The organism is Pseudomonas sp. 43(2021), from assembly GCF_017490805.1.
GTDB lineage: Bacteria > Pseudomonadota > Gammaproteobacteria > Pseudomonadales > Pseudomonadaceae > Aquipseudomonas.
In genome coordinates, this window is record NZ_JAFGYJ010000001.1 from 136,185 (window position 1) to 151,559 (window position 15,375).

11 protein-coding genes are annotated in these 15,375 nt (G+C 66.2%); 8 read left to right on the forward strand and 3 right to left on the reverse strand.

Annotation, left to right across the window (positions count from 1 at the left end):
- Positions 1–8 precede the first annotated feature (8 nt).
- Positions 9–962, reverse strand: coding sequence for a glutathione synthase (gene gshB, locus J5M71_RS00590; RefSeq protein ID WP_207828505.1), 954 nt, complete (start codon positions 960–962; stop codon positions 9–11).
- 237 nt (positions 963–1,199) lie between these two features.
- Here gshB and J5M71_RS00595 point away from each other — a divergent pair, with 237 nt between their 5' ends.
- From J5M71_RS00595 to J5M71_RS00625, 7 genes are all read left to right on the forward strand, one after another.
- Positions 1,200–1,601, forward strand: a complete 402-nt coding sequence (locus J5M71_RS00595) for a response regulator (RefSeq protein WP_207828507.1) — start codon at positions 1,200–1,202, stop codon at positions 1,599–1,601.
- A 47-nt stretch (positions 1,602–1,648) separates the two neighbouring features.
- Positions 1,649–2,014, forward strand: coding sequence for a twitching motility response regulator PilH (gene pilH, locus J5M71_RS00600; RefSeq protein WP_025340906.1), 366 nt, complete (start codon positions 1,649–1,651; stop codon positions 2,012–2,014).
- Positions 2,011–2,565 carry a chemotaxis protein CheW gene (locus J5M71_RS00605; RefSeq protein ID WP_003257767.1) on the forward strand — a complete coding sequence of 185 codons (555 nt, stop codon included), beginning with the start codon at positions 2,011–2,013 and terminating at the stop codon, positions 2,563–2,565. The genes pilH and J5M71_RS00605 overlap by 4 nt, the downstream gene beginning before the upstream one ends.
- 41 nt (positions 2,566–2,606) lie before the next feature.
- Positions 2,607–4,631, forward strand: coding sequence for a methyl-accepting chemotaxis protein (locus J5M71_RS00610; RefSeq protein WP_233694673.1), 2,025 nt, complete (start codon positions 2,607–2,609; stop codon positions 4,629–4,631).
- Between the two features lie 22 nt (positions 4,632–4,653).
- Complete coding sequence (locus J5M71_RS00615; protein WP_207828520.1) at positions 4,654–9,606, forward strand: Hpt domain-containing protein; 4,953 nt, start codon at positions 4,654–4,656, stop codon at positions 9,604–9,606.
- Positions 9,599–10,072 (forward strand): chemotaxis protein CheW, encoded by a 474-nt coding sequence (locus J5M71_RS00620; protein WP_207828523.1) that lies wholly within the window; start codon positions 9,599–9,601, stop codon positions 10,070–10,072. The genes J5M71_RS00615 and J5M71_RS00620 overlap by 8 nt, the downstream gene beginning before the upstream one ends.
- Positions 10,073–10,230: 158 nt before the next feature.
- Positions 10,231–10,848: a hemolysin III family protein gene (locus tag J5M71_RS00625; RefSeq protein ID WP_063911994.1), complete on the forward strand. Its 618-nt coding sequence runs from the start codon at positions 10,231–10,233 to the stop codon at positions 10,846–10,848.
- Here the strand turns inward: J5M71_RS00625 and J5M71_RS00630 are convergent, their stop codons facing one another.
- Together J5M71_RS00630 and J5M71_RS00635 are read right to left on the reverse strand one after the other, a co-directional pair.
- The gene (locus J5M71_RS00630) at positions 10,849–11,568 is read right to left on the reverse strand and encodes a 16S rRNA (uracil(1498)-N(3))-methyltransferase (RefSeq protein ID WP_207828526.1); all 720 of its coding nucleotides are present in this window, start codon (positions 11,566–11,568) and stop codon (positions 10,849–10,851) included. It lies immediately after the preceding gene.
- A 130-nt stretch (positions 11,569–11,698) separates the two neighbouring features.
- Positions 11,699–13,105, reverse strand: coding sequence for an adenosylmethionine--8-amino-7-oxononanoate transaminase (locus tag J5M71_RS00635; RefSeq protein WP_207828528.1), 1,407 nt, complete (start codon positions 13,103–13,105; stop codon positions 11,699–11,701).
- Positions 13,106–13,369: 264 nt separating this feature from the next.
- On the opposite strand from J5M71_RS00635, the gene J5M71_RS00640 reads away from it, so the two are divergent.
- Complete coding sequence (locus J5M71_RS00640; protein ID WP_207828530.1) at positions 13,370–15,232, forward strand: flavin monoamine oxidase family protein; 1,863 nt, start codon at positions 13,370–13,372, stop codon at positions 15,230–15,232.
- The last annotated feature ends 143 nt before the right edge of the window (positions 15,233–15,375 follow it).

Sequence of the window (15,375 nt, forward strand, 5' to 3'; positions counted from 1 at the left end):
GTCGGCGGTCAGCGCGCCTTCAGCTGGCGATCAATGGCATCCATCAGCTTGCCGCCGATATCGGTGTTGTAGGCGGCATCGATCTCGCGGATGCAGGTGGGGCTGGTGACGTTGATTTCGGTGAGGTAGTCGCCGATCACGTCCAGGCCCACGAACAGCAGCCCCTTCTCGCGCAGGGTCGGGCCGACCTGGGCGGCGATCCAGCGGTCGCGGTCGGTCAGCGGGCGTGCTTCGCCACGGCCGCCGGCGGCCAGGTTGCCACGGGTCTCGCCGCTGGCCGGGATGCGCGCCAGGCAGTAGTCCACCGGCTCGCCGTCGATCATCAGGATGCGCTTGTCGCCGTCCTTGATCTCGGGCAGGTAGGCCTGTGCCATGATCTGCTGGCCGCCGTGCTGGGTCAGGGTTTCGAGGATCACCGACAGGTTGGGGTCACCCGGGCGGTGGCGGAACACCGAGGTACCGCCCATGCCGTCCAGCGGCTTGAGGATCACGTCGCCGTGGGTGGTGGCGAACTCTCGCAGGATATCGGCACGGCGGCTGACCAGGGTCGGCGCCATGCACTGCGGGAACTGGGTGGCAAACAGTTTTTCGTTGCAATCGCGCAGGCTCTGCGGGCGGTTGACCACCAGCACGCCTTCGCGCTCGGCCTGCTCCAGCAGGTAGGTGCTGTAGACGAACTCCATGTCGAAGGGCGGGTCCTTGCGCATCAGGACCACGTCCAGGTCGGCCAGCGCACTGTCCTGCTCGTCGCCCAGCTCGAACCAGCGGGCCGGGTCGGCAAACACTTTCAGCGGGCGCATCTGCGCACGGGCCTGGCCGGCGCCCAGGTACAGGTCACGCTGCTCCATGTAGAACAGGCTCCAGCCGCGAGCCTGGGCGGCCAGCAGCATGGCCAGCGAGCTGTCCTTCTTGTAGGAGATGGACGCGATGGGGTCCATGACAATGCCGAGGCGAACGCTCATGGGGTGGTTCCTCTTGGCGGCGCGTGGCCGCGATGGATCGAAAGAAAAGTGGCTCAGGGTGGCGCTGTGAACGCTGCCGGTCAAGGGGCGCGGCAGATGGAATGGCCACCCGGAGTGTGCTAAAAATGCCAGTCATAGTGCTGAATGACAGGCCCATGGGGCTGCTGCGCAGCCCTTTCGCGACGCAAGGCCGCTCCCGCAACGGCCCCGGAATTTCGGCAAACGGTAGCCCAACAGATGGAACAACCCCTGAAGGTGATGGTGATCGACGATTCGCGCACGATCCGCCGCACCGCGCAGATGTTGCTCGGTGAAGCGGGCTGCGAGGTGATCACCGCCAGCGATGGCTTCGATGCCCTGGCCAAGATCGTCGACCACCAGCCCAGCATCATTTTCGTCGATGTGCTGATGCCGCGCCTGGACGGTTACCAGACCTGCGCGGTGATCAAGCACAACAGTGCCTTCAAGGACACCCCGGTCATTCTGCTGTCGTCACGCGACGGCCTGTTCGACAAGGCCCGTGGCCGGGTGGTCGGCTCCGACCAGTTCCTGACCAAACCGTTCAGCAAGGAAGAGCTGCTCGATGCGATCCGCGCCCATGTGCCCGGTTTTGCCGTAGCCCAACAACACGCACCCTGACCGCGCCCCGCCATGGCACGGTCTTTCTTTCCTGATGGGGAACCAGCATGGCCCGAGTTCTGATTGTCGACGACTCGCCGACAGAGATGTACCGATTGACCGAGTGGCTGGAAAAGCACGGCTACCAGGTGCTCAAGGCCAACAATGGTGCCGATGGCGTGGCCCTGGCCCGGCAGGACAAGCCCGATGCGGTGCTGATGGACATCGTCATGCCTGGCATGAACGGCTTCCAGGCCACTCGCCAGCTCAGCAAGGACCCGGAAACCAGCGCCATCCCGGTGATCGTGGTCACCACCAAGGACCAGGAAACCGACCGCATCTGGGCCACGCGCCAGGGCGCCCGTGACTTCCTGACCAAGCCGGTGGAAGAGGACGCGCTGATCGCCAAGCTCAAAGAAGTGCTGGGGGCTTGACCACCCGCCCGCAGGGCGCGTCGCTGACCGCCTTCGAGTTGTTGCTGGACATCGACCGGCGCTGCCGCCTGCTGGTCGCCGACCAGCCGCCGCAAGACAACCGCCTGCAACAGTGGAGCGGCATCGGTTTTCGCATTGCCGGGCAATGGTTCGTCGCGCCCATGGGCGAGGTGGCCGAGGTGCTGCGCGAACCGCGCAGCAGCCGCGTCCCTGGCGTGCAGCCGTGGGTGTGCGGGGTGGCCAACCTGCGTGGCCGGCTGCTGCCGGTGATGGACCTGAGCAGTTTCTTCGGCCTGGGCCACGCCGCCCCGGGCAAGCAGCGGCGGGTGCTGGTGCTGGACCACGAGGACCTGTTCGTCGGCTTGCTGGTGGACGAGGTGCTGGGCCTGCAGCACTTTGCCCTGGACAGCCTGCAGCTGTCGCCACCACAGCCCCTGATCCGTGCCGCTGCACCTTTCGTGCAGGGGCACTTCCCGCGTGAACGCAACTGGGCGATCTTCAGCCCCTTCGCCCTGGCCCAGGCGCCGGGCTTTCTCGATGTGGCGTTATAGGACCTGCGAACGTGAACAAGCCTGCCACCCCCGTCACTACCGTGACCCCACGTACCCGCAGCATCGCGCAGATCACCGTGCTGTTCCTGATCCTGATCCTGTCGATCATCCTGCTGTTCGCCAACTTCGCCTACCTGAACACCCAGTCCAACTACGACAAGCAGTACATCGGCCACGCCGGCGAACTGCGGGTGCTGTCGCAGCGCATCGCCAAGAATGCCACCGAAGCCGCCACCGGCAAGGCCCTGGCCTTCAAGCTGCTGTCGGACGCGCGCAACGATTTCGAACGGCGCTGGGGCTACCTGCGCGAGGGTGACAAGTCCACCGGCCTGCCGCCTGCGCCGCCCACGGTGCGTGACGAGATGGAAGCGGTACGCCGCGACTGGGAAAGCCTGCGCAAGAACACCGACACCATCCTCGCCAGCGAGCAGACCGTGCTGTCACTGCACCAGGTGGCGGCAACCCTGGCCGAGACCGTGCCGCAGTTGCAGGTGGAATACGAGAAAGTGGTCGAGATCCTGCTGCAGAGCGGCGCCCCGGCCAACCAGGTGGCAGTGGCCCAGCGCCAACTGCTGTTGGCCGAACGCATCCTCGGCTCGGTCAACACCGTGCTGGCCGGTGACGACACCGCGGCCCAGGCGGCCGACGCCTTTGGCCGCGATGCCGGGCGCTTCGGCCAGGTGCTTGAGGGCATGCTCAGTGGCAACGGGGCGATCCAGGTGACCCGTGTCGAGGATGCCGACGCCCGCGCGCGCCTGGCCGAAATTGCCGAGCTGTTCCAGTTCGTTGCCGGCTCGGTGGATGAAATCCTCGAAACCTCGCCGGAACTGTTCCGCGTGCGCGAGGCCGCGGGCAATATCTTCAGCCTGTCGCAAACCCTGCTCGACGAGGCCTCGTACCTGGCCAACGGCTTCGAGAACCTGGCTGGCGGGCGCACCCTCGACACCGTCGGCGGCTATGCCCTGGGGCTGCTGGCGCTGGCTTCGATCATCCTCATCGGCCTGGTCATGGTGCGCACCACCAACCGTCAACTGCGCGAGACAGCGGAAAAGAACGAACGCAACCAGCAGGCGATCATGCGCCTGCTCGACGAAATCGAAGAGCTGGCTGACGGCGACCTGACCGTGACCGTATCGGTGACCGAAGACTTTACCGGCGCCATTGCCGACTCGATCAACTATTCCGTGGACCAATTGCGCGACCTGGTCGCCACCATCAACCACAGCGCCATGCAGGTCGCTGCCGCCGTGCAGGACACGCAGAACACCGCACGCCAGCTGGCCAAGGCCTCCGAGCACCAGGCCGAGCAGATCAGCGAGGCGTCCGAGGCGGTCGGCGACATGGTCGAGTCGATCGACCGGGTTTCGGCGCACGCCTACGAGTCGGCCAAGGTGGCCGAGCGCTCGGTGGCGATCGCCAACAAGGGCAACGAGGTGGTGCACAACACCATCAACGGCATGGACAACATTCGCGAGCAGATCCAGGACACCGCCAAACGGATCAAGCGCCTCGGTGAGTCCTCCCAGGAAATCGGCGACATCGTCAGCCTGATCGACGACATTGCCGACCAGACCAACATCCTCGCCCTCAATGCGGCGATCCAGGCCTCGCTGGCCGGCGAGGCCGGCCGTGGTTTTGCCGTGGTCGCCGACGAGGTACAGCGCCTGGCCGAACGCTCGTCGTCGGCCACCCGGCAGATCGAGGCGCTGGTGCGCACCATCCAGGCCGACACCAACGAGGCGGTGATCTCCATGGAGCAGACCACCGCCGAAGTGGTGCGCGGTGCCCGCCTGGCCCAGGATGCCGGGGTGGCGCTGGCCGAGATCGAGGGTGTTTCGCAGAACCTCGCCGACCTTATCCACAGCATCTCCGATGCCGCCCAGTTGCAGACTTCGTCGGCCGGGCAGATCTCCCACACCATGGCGGTCATCCAGCAGATTACCGCGCAGACCTCCGCCGGCTCCGGCGCCACCGCCGACAGCATCCGCCACCTGGCGCGCATGGCCAGCGAGATGCGCCGTTCGGTGTCCGGGTTTACCCTGCCGCCACCCAAAGAGCCCAACTGAAGAGCAGCGCCGAGGAGTGCCCATGGCTGTAGTTGCTGTAAGCCCCGAGCGCCACGACACGGTGGCGCTGGCCTGGACCAGGGCTGCCATCCTCGACTGCCTGGGCCAGGCGCGCCAGGCGCTGGAGCGCTTTGCCGGCGAGCCGGGCGACCTGTCGATGCTGGCGTTCGTGGTCGATAACCTGCACCAGGTGCACGGCTGCCTGCGCATGCTCGAACTGCGCGGCGCCACGCGCCTGGCCGAAGAACTGGAGCTGTTCGCCAAGGCCCTGGCCGATGGCCAGGTCAGCCCCCGCGGTGATTGCCTGGGGGCGTTGTTCCGCGGCCTGGAGCAATTGCCCTCGTACCTGGAGCGCTTGCGCGGCGCCCGCCACGACCTGCCACTGGTGATGCTGCCGCTGCTCAACCAGCTGCGTGCCTGCCGTGGCGAGGAGCCATTGGCCCAGGCCAGCCTGATCAGCGGTGCCACCCAACGCTTTGCCGGTGCCGACGACCTGGCCAACCTCGACCTGTCGCTGGGCAACTGGCGCGAGCAGTTGCAGGCCGGGCCGGGCCGCGATGCCCTGCGCTCGGTGGTGACCGCGCTGTGCGATGACCTGATGCGCATCAAGGAGCGCCTGGACCAGTTCGTGCGCAGCGATCGCCAGCACAGCGAGCAGCTCGATGCCCTGCTGGCACCGCTGCGCCACGTGGCCGACACCCTGGCGGTGCTGGGCTTCCAGCAGCCACGCCGGGTGATCATCGACCAGGTGCTGGCGCTGCAGGCCCTGGCCCAGGGCGAGCGGGTGGTGGATGACGCGGTGTTGATGGATGTAGCGGGGGCCCTGCTGTATGTGGAGGCCACGCTCAATGGCATGGTCGGCCCGCTGGAGGAAAACGGCCAGGGTGGCCTGCCGGGCTCGGACCTGGCCGAGATCCGCCAACTGGTGTTGAACGAGTCGCTGAACGTGCTGCAGCAGGCCAAGGACCTGATCGGCGATTGCCTGGAGTCCGACTGGCCGCGGCAACGCCTGCAACCCTTGCCAGGGTTGTTGCAGCAGATTCGCGGGGCGCTGGCGATGTTGATGCTACCGGCCGTGGCCGAGCTGTTTGCCGGTTGCGCCAGCTATGTGCAGCGCTGGCTGCAGCACCTGGAGGTAGAGCCGCCGGCCGACGAGCTGAGGCACCTGGCCGAGGCCCTGAGCGCCGCCGAATGCTACTTGCAATGGCGGGTGGCGGACCCATTGGCGGATGGCCAGCCGTTCATCGACATGGCGCGCGCCAGCCTGGCGACGCTGGGCGTGCACTGCGCGCTGGTCGAGGCCACTGCAGGCCACGATGGCAGCGCTGATGGCATCGATGACGAGTTGCGCGAAGTGTTTCTCGACGAGGCCGGTGAACTGCTGCCGGAAATCGAGCGCCACTGGCTGCGCTGGCGTGCCGACAACCAGCAGCGCGAGGCACTGGGAGAAGTGCGCCGCGCCTTGCATACGCTCAAGGGCAGTGGCCGCATGGTACATGCCGAGGCGGTGGCCGAGCTGGCCTGGGGCGCCGAGCACCTGTTGAACCGGGTACTCGAGGGCCGCAGCGTGCTCAGCCCGGAAGGCGTAGTGGCCCTGCAGCAGGTGTTCGTCCACCTGCCCGACCTGCTGGCCGACTTTGCCGCCGGCCAGTTGCCGCAACTGACGGCAATCGAGCGACTGGCCGGGCACCTGCATGCCCTGGCCGAAAACGATACCCCCGTAGTGGCCGATATCGATGGCCTCGACCCGCAGCTGCTCGACATTTTCCGCAGCGAGGCGCAGGGTCACCTGGCCAGCCTGGAGGCTTTCCTGCAGGGTGCCGGCGGCCACGACACGTCGGTCAGCGATAGCCTGCAGCGCGCCCTGCACACGCTCAAGGGCAGTGCCGCCATGGCCGGAGTGATGCCGGTCGCTGAACTGGCCACCGCCTTCGATCGCCTGGCTCGTGAATACAAGGGCCACCAACTGCCCCTGCAAATGGCCGAGATCGAATGGCTGGAAGCGGCGCATTCGCTGTTCCATCTAGGCCTGGCGCAACTCGACAGCACGCCGCTGGCGGCCATCCCGGGCGCCGCGGAGCTGATCGAGCAGGTCGGCCAGGCGGTGGATGGGCGCCTGGCCAGCTTGCATGACGACCCGCAGCATGCGCGGCGCAACAAGCGTGACCCGCAGTTGATCGCCAGTTTCCTGGCCCAGGCCATGGATATCCTGCTGGATGCCGAGTCGTTGCTGTCGCGCTGGCAGGAACAGCCCGGCCAGCGCGATGCGTTGGATTCCCTGCTCGACGAACTGACCACCCTGGGGCACGCCGCGCACCTGGCCGACCTGTGGCAGATGGATGACGTGTGCGAGGCCTTGCTCGACCTGTACGGTGCCGTGGAGGAGGGCAGCCTGCCCGCCGATGCGCGCTTCTTCGCCCAGGCGCAGCGGGCCCATGAAGCCCTGCTGGACATGCTCGACGAAGTGGCGGCCGGGCAGGATATCCCGCCACGGCCGGAGCTGGTCGACAGCCTGCGCAACCTGCTGGGCCAGGCCCTGGCACCGGAGGCCACCGGCCTGGTGGGCATCGACACGGTCACGCCGCTGCACCCGGACATGGACCTGGCAGATACCCTTGGCCTGGGGCTGGCGCACAACCCTTCGCTGCCCGCAGTGGCTGAGCCGCTGGTCGAAGAGCCGGAAAGCCCTGGCGAAGAGCTGCTGGAAGTTTTCCTCGAAGAAAGCTCGGACATCGTCGAGAGCGCCGCCGCAGCCCTGGCACGCTGGCAGGCCGACCCGCGCAGCAGCGTCGAGGTGGACAACCTGATGCGCGACCTGCACACCCTCAAGGGTGTGGCGCGCATGGTCGAAATTGCGCCGATCGGCGACCTGGCCCACGAGCTGGAGTTCCTCTACGAGCTGCTGGCCGCTGGCCGCATGCCGCCGAGCGCGCCCCTGTTCGCCTTGCTGCAGAACTGCCATGACCGCCTGGCGCACATGCTCGATGCCGTGCGCCTGGGGCAGCCGTTGCATGCCGCCACGGCGCTGATCGACTACATTCGCAACTTCAGCTTCTCGGCCCTTGCCGACAGCGCCGCCGGCCAGGGGCCGATCGAGGCTGCGACCATTGAGGCGCCGGCGGTGGCACCGGAGCGGGTACCGGGCGACATGGTCAAGGTCGATGCCGAGTTGCTCGACGACCTGGGCAACCTGGCCGGTGAGCACTCGGTCATCCGTGGGCGCATCGAGCAGCAGGTCAACGATGCGCAGTTCACCCTCAACGAGATGGAAACCACCCTCGAGCGCATGCGCGACCAGTTGCTGCGCCTGGACATCGAAACCCAAGGGCGGATCTCCAGCCGCCAGCAGTTCGAAGGCGATGCCTATGATGACTTCGACCCGCTGGAAATGGACCGCCACTCGCAGCTGCAGCAGCTGTCGCGGGCCCTGTTCGAGTCCGCCTCGGACTTGCTCGACCTCAAGGAAACCCTGGCACATCGTGCCCAGGAAGCCTACAGCCTGCTGCAGCAGCAGGCGCGAGTGAACAGCCAGTTGCAGGAAGGTCTGACCGCCACCCTGATGGTGCCCTTCGAGCGCCTGGTGCCACGCTTGCAGCGTGTGGTGCGGCAGGTGGCCAGCGAGCTGGGCAAGCAGGTGGAACTGGTGGTCGGCAATGCCGAGGGCGAACTGGACCGCAGCGTGCTCGAACGCATGGTGGCGCCGCTGGAGCACATGCTGCGCAACGCCGTCGACCATGGCCTGGAAAGCCGCGAAATGCGCCTGGCCGCCGGCAAGCCGGAGCAGGGCACCATTCACCTGAATTTACTGCACGAAGGCGCAGACATCGTTATCGAAATGACCGACGACGGTGCCGGCGTGCCACTGGAAGCGGTGCGCCGCAAGGCCATCAAGCGTGGCCTGCTGGACCCACAGGCGCATTTGAGCGATCACGAGATCCTCCAGTTCATCCTGCGCCCGGGCTTTTCCACTGCCGAGAAAATCACCCAGATTTCCGGGCGTGGTCTGGGCATGGACGTGGTACACGAAGAGGTCAAGCAGCTGGGCGGCTCGATGAGTATCGAGTCGGCCCAGGGCAAGGGCGCGCGCTTCCTGATCCGCCTGCCATTCACCGTGTCGGTCAACCGTGCGCTGATGGTGCACCTGGGCGAAGAGCAGTACGCCATTCCGCTGAACACCATCGAGGGCATCGTCCGGGTGCCGGCGGCTGAACTGGCAGCGTGCTACCAGCTGGACGCCCCGCGTTATGTGTACGCCGGCCACGAATACGAGCTGCGCTACCTGGGTGAACTGCTGCAGGGCATGCCGCGCCCGGCATTGCTCGGACAGAGCGTGCCGCTACCGGTACTGCTGGTGCATTCCCAGGAGCAGTCATTCGCCATCCAGGCCGACAGCTTGTCGCCCAGCCGCGAGATCGTGGTGAAGAGCCTGGGGCCGCAGTTTGCTGCCGTTGCCGGGTTGTCGGGGGCGACGCTGCTGGGCGATGGCCGGGTGGTGTTGATTCTCGACCTGCTGGGCCAGTTGCGTGGCCAGCAGCGGCGCCTGGCGCGCCTGCCGGGCGGCGGCGGGGCCCAGCGCCAGGTGTTCGGCCCGGCGCCGCGGCGGGCCTTGCTGGTCATGGTGGTGGACGACTCGGTGACCGTGCGCAAGGTCACCAGCCGCCTGCTGGAGCGCCATGGCATGAGCGTGCTGACGGCCAAGGACGGGGTCGATGCCATGGCCCTGCTGGAAGAACACCGCCCTGATGTATTGCTGCTGGACATCGAGATGCCGCGCATGGACGGCTTCGAGGTGGCCACACGCATTCGCCGTGACGAGCGGCTGAAAGACTTGCCGATCATCATGATCACGTCGCGCACCGGGCAGAAGCACCGCGACCGTGCCATGGCCATCGGCGTCAACGAATACCTGGGCAAGCCGTACCAGGAGTCGGTCCTGTTGCAGAGCATTGCCCACTGGAGCCAGACCCATGCTTGAACTGATCGCCGGCCAGCGCAGCAGCCTGACCGGGCTTTTGCTGCCATTGGGCGACCGTACCCTGGTGTTGCCCAACGTGGCGGTGGCCGAACTGAGTGGCCAGCGCAATCTGGTGTGCCAGCGCGGCGAGCCGGCCTGGCACCTGGGCTGGATCGACTGGCGCCAGCAGCGCCTGCCGCTGATCGGCTTCGAGGCCGCGTGCGGTGGCGAGACACCCTGCGGCGAGCGGGCGCGCGTAGTGGTGCTCAATGCTTTGGGTGATACCGGGCTGCGTTACCTGGCAGTGTTGCTGCAGGACATTCCGCGCTCGTGCAAGCTCGACAGCCAGCTTAATTACGTGGACGTGGCGCTGGGGCGCCTGGAGCTGGCGGCGGTGCAGGTGGGCGAACAGGTGGCGCGGGTGCCGGACCTGGTCGGGCTGGAACGGCTGGTGCGTGACGCGGAACTGCAACCTGACTTTGGTTAGGATGTAAGGCACAGGGCCTCTTCGCGGGTGAACCCGCTCCCACAGGGATCCCAAAAAGCCTGAGGGCGGTGCCGTACCTGTGGGAGCGGGTTTACCCGCGAAGAGGCCGTAGCAGAAGGACGCAGGAACCCAGCCCACCTCAGGAGGTCTGTGTTTGCATGTATCACGGTGAACGCTTCAACGCCTGGACCCACCTGGTCGGTGCCGTCCTGGCCTGTATCGGTGCCATCTGGCTGATCGTGGTCGCGGGCCTGCAGGGCGACCCGTGGAAGATCGTCAGTTTCTCCATCTACGGCGGCACCTTGCTGTTGCTGTACAGCATTTCCACCCTGTACCACAGCACTCGTGGGCGGGCGAAAGTGATCATGCGCAAGCTCGATCACCTGTCGATCTACCTGCTGATTGCCGGCAGCTACACGCCGTTCTGCCTGGTCAGCCTGCGCGGCCCCTGGGGCTGGAGCCTGTTCGGGGTGGTCTGGGGGCTGGCGGTGATCGGCATGCTGCAGGAGATCAAGCCGCGCTCCGAGGCGCGCATCCTGTCGATCATCATCTATGCGGTGATGGGCTGGATCGTGCTGGTGGCGGTCAAGCCGTTGCTGCACTCGCTCGGCAGCGCCGGCTTTGCCTGGCTTGCCGCCGGCGGGGTGTTCTACACCGTCGGCATCATCTTCTTCGCCTTCGACAGCCGCTTCCGCCACTGGCATGGCATCTGGCACCTGTTCGTGATCGCCGGCAGCCTCATGCACTTCGTGGCGGTGTCGCTCTACGTGCGTTAGTTAAAAGTCGCCCCACAGTTGCTGCGCCACCGACAGTGCCACCACCGGTGCGGTTTCGGTGCGCAGTACCCGCGGGCCAAGGCGTGCGGCGTGGAAACCGGCAGCCTTGGCCTGCTCGACCTCCGCTTCGCTCAGGCCGCCTTCGGGGCCGATCAGGAAGGCCAGGGTGGCAGGCTTGGCGTGGCTGGTGAGCGGTTCGGCCACCGGGTGCAGGACCAGTTTCAGGTCGGCCTTGGCACTATTGAGCCATTCGGCCAGTGTCACTGGCGGGTGGATGACCGGCAAGGTCGAGCGGCCGCATTGTTCGCAGGCGCTGATCGCCACCTGGCGCCAGTGGGCCAGGCGCTTGTCGGCGCGTTCGTCCTTCAGCCGCACTTCGCAGCGTTCACTGACGATCGGGGTTATTTCGTTCGCGCCCAGCTCGGTGGCCTTCTGGATCGCCCAGTCCATGCGCTCGCCACGGGACAGGCCTTGGCCGAGGTGGACGTGCAGGGGTGAATCGGCCTGGCCGGCCAGGGCCTGGTCGAGGCTGACGCGGACGGTTTTCTTGCCCACTTCGAGCAACTGGCCGCGGTATTCCTGGCCGCTGCCGTCGAACAGCTGCACGGCGTCGCCGGGGGCCATGCGCAGCACGCGACCGATGTAGTGGGCCTGGGCTTCGGGCAGGTCGTGCTCGCCAAGGCTCAGGGGGGCGTCGATGAAAAAGCGGGACAGTCTCATGGTTCAGCTCGGACGAAAAGGGAACATGTGACCCTGTGGGAGCGGGTTTACCCGCGAATGCGGCGGTGAGTCCACTATCGCATTCGCGGGTGAACCCGCTCCCACAGGGTTAGGCGGCAGGCTGTAGGACCTAGCCCGGGTCGCGGAAGTCGGGGTGGAAGTTGGCCGGTACGGCCACGCTGACGCTATCGCGGGTGGCAATGTCGATGCCTTCGCTGGCCACTTCTGCCAGGAAGTCGATCTGCTCCGGCGTAATCACATACGGCGGCAGGAAGTACACCACGCTGCCCAGCGGGCGCAGCAGGGCGCCACGCGTCAGGGCATGCTCGAACACCTTCAGGCCACGCCGTTCCTGCCACGGGTAGGCGACCTTGCCGGCCTTGTCCTGGACCATCTCGATCGCCAGGGCCATGCCGGTCTGGCGAATCTCGGCCACATGCGCGTGGTCGGCCAGGTGCGCGGTGGCGCTGGCCATGCGTGTGGACAGGGCCTTGTTGGCCTCGATCACGTTGTCTTGCTCGAAGATGTCCAGGGTCGCCAGCGCCGCGGCGCAGGCCAGCGGGTTGCCGGTGTAGCTGTGCGAGTGGAGGAACGCGCGCAGGGTCGGGTAGTCGTCGTAGAACGCCTGGTACACCTTGTCGGTGGTCAGGCAGGCGGCCAGCGGCAGATAGCCGCCGGTCAGGGCCTTGGACAGGCACAGGAAGTCCGGGCGGATGCCGGCCTGTTCGCAGGCGAACATCGTGCCGGTGCGGCCAAAGCCCACGGCGATCTCGTCGTGGATCAGGTGCACGTCGTAGCGGTCACAGGCCTCGCGCAGCAGCTTGAGGTACACCGGGTGGTACATGCGCATGCCGCCGGCACCCTGGATCAGCGGCTCGACGATCACCGCGCTGATCGAGGCGTGGTGCTCGGCCAGGGTCTGCTCCATGGCCTGGAACATGTTGCGCGAGTGCTCTTCCCAGCTCATGCCCTCGGGCCGCAGGTAGCAGTCGGGGCTGGGCACCTTCAGGGTGTCGAGCAGCAGCGCCTTGTAGGTTTCGGTGAACAGCGGCACATCGCCGACCGACATGGCGGCGATGGTTTCGCCGTGGTAGCTGTTGGTCAGGGTGACGAAGCGCTTCTTGCCCGGTTTGCCGACGTTCTGCCAGTAGTGGAAGCTCATCTTCAGCGCCACTTCGATGCAGGACGAACCGTTGTCGGCATAGAACACCCGGTCGAGGCCGGCCGGAGTCATGGCCACCAGGCGTTCGGACAGCTCGATCACCGGCTGGTGGCTGAAGCCGGCCAGGATAACGTGCTCCAGCTGGTCGACCTGGTCCTTGATGCGCTGGTTGATACGCGGGTTGGCGTGGCCAAACACGTTGACCCACCAGCTGCTCACCGCATCCAGGTAACGCTTGCCTTCGAAGTCTTCCAGCCACACGCCTTCGCCGCGCCTGATCGGGATCAGCGGCAGCTGCTCGTGGTCTTTCATCTGGGTGCAGGGGTGCCACAGGACCTTGAGGTCGCGTTGCATCCACTGATCATTGAGGCCCATGGGCACTTCTCCTGGCTTCGCGGCTTGGTTCGACCGCGTAAGCCTAAGCAATGCCGCAGGGCAGGACAACCGCTGCTGTTCATCGGCTTGCCAGCTTCGCTTGCCACCGTGTGGCAGGGCCGCAGGCAAAAATGTCAGTTGCCAAAAGGACTTGATGTCACTGCGCTGGCAGGGCCGGCGGACCTGACGTATTCTTAACGCATCTCTCCCGGGGCATTCCTGCCTCTCCCCGTTTCTGTAACCCCTGACTCGGAGTTCGCCGACATGGCTGCTGCTTGGGTGCGCCTGTGCGCGTTGGTATTGATTGGTGTGTCCAGCGGCGCTGCGCTGGCAAAGGACAAGACGCCCTCGGCGATCGTCGTGGGTGGCGGCCTGGCGGGCCTGACGGCCGCCTACGAGCTGCAGAACAAAGGCTGGCAGGTGACGCTGCTGGAAGCCAAACCGGGCATGGGCGGGCGCTCGGGCCTGGCCACCAGCGAGTGGATCGGCAACGCCAAGGCGCAGCCGGTGCTCAACCAGTACCTCGACCGTTTCAAACTTGAAACACTGCCGGCACCGGAGTTCGTGCGTACCCCAGGTTACCTGATCGACGGCGAGTATTTCAGCGCCACCGACCTGGCCACCAAGCAGCCAGCCACCGCCGAGGCGCTCAAGCGTTACGAAAAAACCCTCGACGACCTGGCCCGTTCGATCGACGACCCGCTGAACCCGCAGGCCAACAGCACGCTGTTCGCCCTCGACCAGATCAACGTCTCCACCTGGCTGGACAAGCTGCAACTGCCGACCACTGCCCGTCAGCTGGTCAACCAGCAGATCCGTACCCGCTACGATGAGCCATCACGCCTGTCGCTGCTGTACTTCGCCCAGCAGAACCGCGTGTATCGCGGTGTCAGCGACCGTGACCTGCGTGCCGCACGCCTGCCCGGCGGCAGCCCGGTGCTGGCCCAGGCCTTCGTCAAGCAACTGAAGACCATCAAGACCAGTTCGCCGGTGACCTCCATCGTCCAGGACAAGGACGGTGTCACGGTCAAGGTCGGCAGCGTCGGTTACCAGGCGGATTACCTGGTCATGGCCGTGCCCCTGCGCGCCCTGGCCAAGATCCAGATGACCCCGGGCCTGGACAGCCAGCACCTGGCGGCGTTGAAGGGCACCAACTATGGCTGGCGCGACCAGCTGATGCTCAAGTTCAAGAAGCCGGTGTGGGAAAGCCGCGCGCGCATGTCGGGCGAAATCTTCAGTAACGCTGGTTTGGGCATGCTGTGGATCGAGCCTGCGCTCAAGGGTGGCGCCAACGTGGTGATCAACCTGTCCGGTGACAACGCCCGTCTGCTGCAGGCCTTTGGCGACAAGCAGATGGTCGACCAGGTGCTGATCCGCCTGCATGCGTTCTACCCACAGGCCCGTGGTTCGTTTACCGGCTACGAGGTCAAGCGCTACAGCACCGACGCCGGTACCGGCGGCGCCTACCTGGCCTATGGCCCGGGGCAGATCAGCAAGTACTGGCGCCTGTGGGAGCGCCCGGTGCAGCGCATCACCTTTGCCGGTGAGCATACCGACGCCCTCTACCCAGGTACCCTGGAAGGCGCCCTGCGCAGTGGCCAGCGCGCGGCCAGCCAGGTGCAGGACCTGCTGGCCGGCAAGTCGTTCGACCCGGCCAAGGCGGCACCGGTGGCGGCGGCAGCGGCAGGCGCCGTAGCGGCCAAGGAGAGCAAGGGCGGGTTCTTCTCCAACCTGTTCGGTGGCTCGTCCGACAAGCGCGACAAGGCAGACAAGGCCCCGGCCAACGCTGAGCCGAAGGCGGTCGATGAGGCCAAGCAGGACAAACCAGGCTTCTTCAAGCGCCTGTTTGGCGGGGCGGACAAGCCTGACGTGAAGGCCGAGCCGATTGCCAAGGCCGAGGAAGTGGTGCCGGCACCTGTGCCAGCGCCACAAGCCGCGCCGGCCCCGGTTACGCCAGCGCCTGTGGCCAAGGAAGCGGCGGCCAAGCCTGCTGCGACCAAGGCTGCACCTGCCAGGCATGCACCGGCGCACAAACCGGCCCACAAGCCTGCCGAGGCCAAGAAAGCGACTGCCAAGTCCGAACCGGCCAAGAAAGCTGTAGCCAATACCCAAGCCAAGGCCGGTTGATTTATTGGCAGTGCCGGCCCTTTCGCGGGTAAACCCGCTCCCACAGGGTCGGCGCAGTTTCTGATACCTGTGCCGGACCCGCGAAAGGGCCGGCACTGGCAACCGCGAACGCTCCGTCTATCGTTAATGTTTCCTTAATGGGA

What these genes read in the sequence shown, in the direction of transcription:
- pilH (WP_025340906.1), top strand. Translation starts at nt 1,649, where the DNA reads ATGGCCCGAGTTCTGATTGTCGACGACTCGCCGACAGAGATGTACCGA.
- J5M71_RS00640 (WP_207828530.1), top strand. Translation starts at nt 13,370, where the DNA reads ATGGCTGCTGCTTGGGTGCGCCTGTGCGCGTTGGTATTGATTGGTGTG.
- J5M71_RS00595 (WP_207828507.1), top strand. Translation starts at nt 1,200, where the DNA reads ATGGAACAACCCCTGAAGGTGATGGTGATCGACGATTCGCGCACGATC.
- J5M71_RS00630 (WP_207828526.1), bottom strand. Translation starts at nt 11,568, where the DNA reads ATGAGACTGTCCCGCTTTTTCATCGACGCCCCCCTGAGCCTTGGCGAG.
- J5M71_RS00620 (WP_207828523.1), top strand. Translation starts at nt 9,599, where the DNA reads ATGCTTGAACTGATCGCCGGCCAGCGCAGCAGCCTGACCGGGCTTTTG.
- J5M71_RS00615 (WP_207828520.1), top strand. Translation starts at nt 4,654, where the DNA reads ATGGCTGTAGTTGCTGTAAGCCCCGAGCGCCACGACACGGTGGCGCTG.
- J5M71_RS00625 (WP_063911994.1), top strand. Translation starts at nt 10,231, where the DNA reads ATGTATCACGGTGAACGCTTCAACGCCTGGACCCACCTGGTCGGTGCC.
- J5M71_RS00635 (WP_207828528.1), bottom strand. Translation starts at nt 13,105, where the DNA reads ATGGGCCTCAATGATCAGTGGATGCAACGCGACCTCAAGGTCCTGTGG.
- gshB (WP_207828505.1), bottom strand. Translation starts at nt 962, where the DNA reads ATGAGCGTTCGCCTCGGCATTGTCATGGACCCCATCGCGTCCATCTCC.